2 protein-coding genes are annotated in these 3,922 nt (G+C 72.9%); both read left to right on the plus strand.

Annotated elements, in window-relative coordinates; all coding sequences use genetic code 11:
• The coding region (locus ACIRFH_RS36425) for a type I polyketide synthase (RefSeq protein ID WP_403530840.1) at positions 1 to 2,999 on the plus strand (2,999 nt) is incomplete at its 5' end.
• Positions 2,996 to 3,922 (plus strand): beta-ketoacyl synthase N-terminal-like domain-containing protein (locus tag ACIRFH_RS36430; RefSeq protein ID WP_403530842.1); only part of this gene is annotated, 927 nt, incomplete at its 3' end. The genes ACIRFH_RS36425 and ACIRFH_RS36430, both read left to right, overlap by 4 nt.

Below are 3,922 nucleotides of genomic sequence, written 5' to 3' on the forward strand. Positions count from 1 at the left end.
TGGGCCTGCTCCACGTCCAGGGCCACGAACTCGACTGGGACAAGGTCCTCGGCACCGGCACGGTGGTGCCCCTGCCCACCTACGCCTTCCAGCGCGAGCACTACTGGCTCGAGACGACCAAGCCGTCCGGTGACGTGCGGTCCGTCGGTCTGGAGGCGTCCGAGCATCCGTGGCTGGGTGCGGTGACGGCGACGGCGGCGGACGACGGCTACCTGTTCACGGGTCGGTTGTCGTTGGCGGAGCAGCCGTGGCTGGCGGAGCACGCCGCGTTCGGGACGGTTCTCGTGCCCGGCACGGGGCTGCTGGAGCTGGCCCTGACGGCCGCCCATCACGTCGGTGCCGAGCGGGTCGAGGAACTGACCCTTCTCGAACCTCTGGTTCTGAGCGAGGACACCCCCGTACGTCTTCAGGTCGTCGTCGGCGCTCCCGACGCCGAGGGCCGCCGTCCGGTCGCGCTCTACAGCCGTGCGGAGGGCGATGACCAGGCCGAGTGGCGGCAGCACGCGGCCGGTGAACTGGGCGAGGGCACACCCACTCCGGACACCTCGGTGTTCGGCGAGCTGGCGCAGTGGCCGGTGGCGGGTGCGGAGCGGGTGGAGCTGGACGGTTTCTACGAGGCGTTCGCCGCGCGTGGTCTGGTGTACGGTCCGGCGTTCCAGGGGCTGGTGGAGCTGTGGCGCAAGGGCGGTACGGCCTACGGCGTCGTACGTCTTCCCGAGGGGCTGAAGGCCGACGGTTTCGGCGTGCACCCCGCCCTGCTGGACGCCGCCCTGCACGCCCTGGTGGGGGTGCGCCGGGAGGAAGGCGCCGAGCGGCCGGTGTTCCTGCCGTTCGAGTGGACCGGAGTGGAGCTCCACGCCGCGGGCGGCACCGAACTGCGGATCCGTATCGACCTGGAGGAGTCCGGCACCCAGGCCCGGATCCAGGTGGCCGACCCGGCCGGACGGCCCGTCGCGCAGGCGGACGGACTCGTGATCCGGGAGGCCACCGCCGAGCAGATCCGCGCGGGTGAGACCGCCGAACACCTCTACCGCGTCGACTTCCGGACGCTGCGGGCCCTGCCCGAGCAGGAGACACCGGCCGACGGCGTCTGGGTCCTCGGCGGGGACGCCGGGGTGGCTGCGATCCTGGAGACCGACCATGTGGCCGATGTGGACGTACTGCTTGCCCGCCTCGACGACGGGGCCGCGGCGCCCGCCCGGCTGGTCGTCGACGCGACGGGGCCGGTGGCGTCGGCGAGCGGCACCGGTGACGTCGCCGGCGCCGCGCTGGAGCTGACCGCTTCCACGCTGCGCACGCTGCAGCGTCTGCTGGGCGAGCCCCGACTGGACGGCGCGGAGCTGGTGTGGATCACGCGCTCGGCGGCGGGCGCGGACGACGAGGTCCGCGAGCTGCTGACGGCGCCGCTGTGGGGACTGCTCCGCGCGGCGCGCGGCGAGTACGCCGAGCGGGCGATCCGCCTGGTGGACCTGGGTCAGGAACCCGTCGACGAGACGCTCCTGTCCCGGGCCGTCGCCCTGACGGACGAGCCGGAGACCGCGATTCGCGACGGCGGGATACGGACCGCCCGCCTCGTACGGACGACGCAGTCCGGCCCGGACGACGCGGTGCGGCCGGTCGCCGGTGCCTTCGACCCCGACGGCACGGTGCTGGTCACGGGCGGCACGGGTGAGCTGGGCCGGGCGGTGGCCCGCCATCTGGTGACCCGCCATGGTGTGCGGCATCTGGTGCTGACCTCGCGGCGTGGCCTGGATGCGCCGGGTGCGCGGGAGCTGGTGGCGGAGCTGTCCGCGGCCGGTGCGGAGAGTGTGCAGGTCGTCGCCTGCGACGTTGCCAGGCGCGAGGACGTCGCGATGGCCCTGGCCACGGCGGACGCGGAGCGGCCCTGGACGGGGGTCTTCCATCTGGCGGCTGTGCTGGATGACGGGGTGTTGTCGGCGCAGTCGGCTGAGCGGTTGGCCGGGGTGTGGGGTGCGAAGGCGGCGGGTGCGGAGCATCTGGATGTGCTGTCGCGGGAGCTGGGTCTGGATCTGGCGGCGTTCGTGCTGTTCTCGTCGGCGGCGGGTGTGCTGGGTGGGGCGGGGCAGGCGAATTATGCGGCTGCCAACGCGTTCGTGGATGCGTTGGCGGTGCGTCGTCGGGCGGACGGTCTGCCGGGTGTGAGTCTGTCGTGGGGGTTGTGGCAGCAGGCCGGGATCGGTCTGACCGCGTCTCTGGGGCAGGCGGAGCTGGCGCGTTTGCGTCGTTCGGGTGTGGGTGCGCTGAGCGAGCGGCAGGCGCTGGCCGCCCTCGACGCGGCACTGGGCCTGCCCCATCCGCACCTCGTCCCCGTGAAACTCGAACTCACCTCGTTGCAGCGGCAGGCCGACAACGCCGGCGGTGTCCCCGTACTCCTGCGGAACCTGCTGCGCGCCCCGCGCCGGCGGGCCGGTGAACCGGGCGGCTCCCCCTCCGGACTGCGCGAGCGGCTGCTCGCCCTGCCGGAGACCGAACGGCTGCCGCACCTGACCCAACTGGTCCAGCGGGAGGCGGCGACCGTCCTCGGACTGTCCGGTACGGACGCCGTCGGTGCCCAGCAGGTCCTCAAGGAACTCGGCATGGACTCGCTGATGGCGGTCGAACTGCGCCGCCGCCTGTCAGCCGAGACGGGGCTGTCCCTGCCCTCCACCCTGGCCTTCGACCACCCGACGCCGTCCGCCGTCGCGGCCCTGCTCCTGGCCAAGCTGGCCGTCGCCTCCGGCGGCACGCCGGCCGGGGCGGGCGGCACCCAGCGTCTCAACCGCAACCAGATCGACAGCCTCGTCGAGCTGCTGCGCGCCGCGACCCCGTCCCAGCTCGAGGAGCAGGGTCTCGCGGCCGGTCTGCTGGCCCTGCGGGACGGCCTGGCCAAGAACACGGCTGCCGCGGCCGAACAGCCGGAACCGGAAGCCGAACTCGGCACCGGCAGCACGGATGACCTTCTTCAGTTCCTGGATCGCAAGCTTGGAGTGAGCGAATGAGCGCGTCCGAAGTCGGGAAGCTCGAAAAACTCGAGGCATATCTGCGGCGCACGGCGAACGCGCTCGTCGAGACCGAGAAGGAACTCACCGCGGAACGCGCGGCCCGCACCGAGCCGATCGCGGTGGTGTCGATGGCGTGCCGCCTGCCCGGTGGCATCGACACTCCGGAGGGGTTCTGGGAGCTGCTGGCCGCGGGCGGCGACGCGGTCGGCGGTCTGCCGTCGCGCTGGGACCGGCTCGGTGTCTACGACCCGGACCCGGAGGCGGTCGGCAAGAGCTACGCCCGCGAGGGCGGCTTCATCGACGACGTGGAGGGCTTCGACCCCGCGTTCTTCGGAATCTCGCCGCGCGAGGCGGTCTCGATGGACCCGCAGCAGCGGCTGGTGCTGGAGACGTCCTGGGAGGCGCTGGAGCGCGCGGGCATCCGCCCCGACTCGCTCGGCGGCAGTCGCACCGGCGTGTACCTCGGCACCATGAGCTCCGACTACGGCAACCAGCAGGGCCATGACCTCGACGCCCTCGACGGCTACGTCAGCACCGGCAACGCCAGCAGCGTCGTCTCCGGCCGGGTGTCCTACACCCTCGGCCTCCAGGGCCCTGCGGTCACCGTCGACACCGCCTGCTCCTCCTCCCTGGTATCGGTCCACCTGGCGGTGCAGGCGCTGCGGCAGGGCGAGTGCGAGCTCGCCCTGGCCGGCGGTGTCACCGTGATGAGCACGCCTGCCCTGTTCGTGGAGTTCTCGCGGCTGAAGGGGATGGCGGCGGACGGTCGCTGCAAGTCCTTCTCGGCCGCTGCCGACGGTGCCGGCTGGGCCGAGGGCGTGGGTGTCCTGGTCCTGAAGCGGCTGTCGGCGGCGGAGCGCGACGGTGACCGGGTGCTGGCGGTGATCCGCGGTTCGGCCGTCAACCAGGACGGTCGCAGC

Origin of the sequence: Streptomyces sp. NPDC093586 (assembly GCF_044764905.1) — a bacterium.
In the GTDB taxonomy this organism is placed as follows: Bacteria; Actinomycetota; Actinomycetes; order Streptomycetales; family Streptomycetaceae; genus Streptomyces.